Origin of the sequence: Streptomyces sp. NPDC057963 (assembly GCF_042887155.1) — a bacterium.
GTDB lineage: Bacteria > Actinomycetota > Actinomycetes > Streptomycetales > Streptomycetaceae > Streptomyces.
In genome coordinates, this window is record NZ_JBHVPX010000070.1 from 1 (window position 1) to 1,623 (window position 1,623).

Below are 1,623 nucleotides of genomic sequence, written 5' to 3' on the forward strand. Positions count from 1 at the left end.
AGCGGTGGTGGCTGATCCCGACCGGTCGTTGACCCGGCTGGAGATCCTTGAGCCCGCTGAACGCCACCAGCTCCTCACCACCTGGAACGACACGGACAGGCCGGCGGACTTCGAGGATGTCGTCGAACAGATCCGTGCGGTCGCGGGGCGGACCCCCGATGCGGTCGCGATCACCGATGACCACGACACCCTCACCTACCGGGAGCTGGTGACCCGGGCGGACGGAGTCGCGAGCCGGCTCCGCTCCCGAGGAGCCGGACCGGAGGCGCGGGTCGCGCTCCTGGCCGAGGGCGGCATCGAAGCGACCGTCGCCTTCCTCGGAGTGCTGGCCGCCGGAGCCACGTATGTGCCGCTCGACACCCGGTCACCGGCCGCACGCCTGTCGGAACTGCTGTCCGACGCCGGTGTCCGCTGGATCCTGGCCGGCCGTGGTCAAGCCACGCCGGCCGAGGAGATCGCCGCCGGCTCCGACGGGGCGGCCGAGGTCGTCCTGGTGGAGGACGCACGGGCGGGCGTGGCGGAACTGCTGCCCGCATCCCCGCCGCACGCGCAGGGCCTCGCCTACGTGATCTACACCTCCGGATCCACCGGCCGGCCCAAGGGCGCCATGGTGCGCCGTACGAGCATGCAGAACCACATCGCCGCCCAGATCGAGGACCTCGGCCTCACACAGGAGGACTCCCTCGTCCAGAACGCCTCGCTCACCTTCGACATCTCCATCTGGCAGATGCTCGCGCCCCTGGCCGTCGGCGGTCGCGTCCGCGCGGTCGGCCGTCGCACGGCCGCCGACCCCACCGCACTCTTCGGAATGGTCGACGACGAGGGCATTTCGGTGATCGAAGTCGTCCCCTCGCTGCTGCGGGCCGCGCTGGACCAGTGGGACGACGGGCTGCCCGTGCCCGCTCTGCGGAGCCTGCGCCATCTGATGGCGACCGGCGAGGAACTGCCGGCCGACCTGTGCCGACGCTGGTTCGAGCGCTACCCACACGTCCCGATCACCAATGCCTACGGTCCGGCCGAGTGCGCCGACGGCGTCGCGCACGCCGTGGTCACCGCCGACCCTCTCGCGGACGGGCGGCCCATTCCGATCGGATCGCCGGTCCGCAACACCCAGCTCCATGTGCTGGGCGAAGGGCTGGAGCTCGTGCCGGCCGGCGTCGAGGGGGACCTCTACGTGGGCGGTGCCGGCGTCGGCCGCGGATACCTCGGCGACCCGGCGAAGACGGCGACCGCCTTCGTGCCCGATCCGTTCTCAAGGATCCCCGGCAGCCGGATGTACCGCACGGGTGACCGCGCCCGCCGCCGCGCGGACGGCCGGCTCGAATTCCTCGGGCGGCAGGACCACCAGGTCAAGATCCGCGGGCGCCGCATCGAACTCGGAGAGATCCAGGCCTGCCTGCGCACCGCTTCCGGGGTGTCCGACGCGGTGGTTCTGCTCGTGCCGGCCCCCGAGGGGCAGCCGCAGCTCGTCGGCTACGTCGCGGGCACGGCCGACCCGCAGGCAGTGCGCGCCCACGCCATGGACCTGCTGCCGGAGTTCATGGTGCCGGCGGTGGTGGTGGTGCTGGATGTGTTGCCGTTGTCGGTGAATGGGAAGGTGGATCGTGCTGCTCTGCCGGTGCC

1 protein-coding gene is annotated in these 1,623 nt (G+C 71.9%); it reads left to right on the forward strand.

Annotated features, from left to right (window positions below):
• On the forward strand, positions 1 to 1,623 hold a 1,623-nt coding region (locus ACFVT1_RS40970), incomplete at both ends, for an amino acid adenylation domain-containing protein (protein ID WP_389805865.1).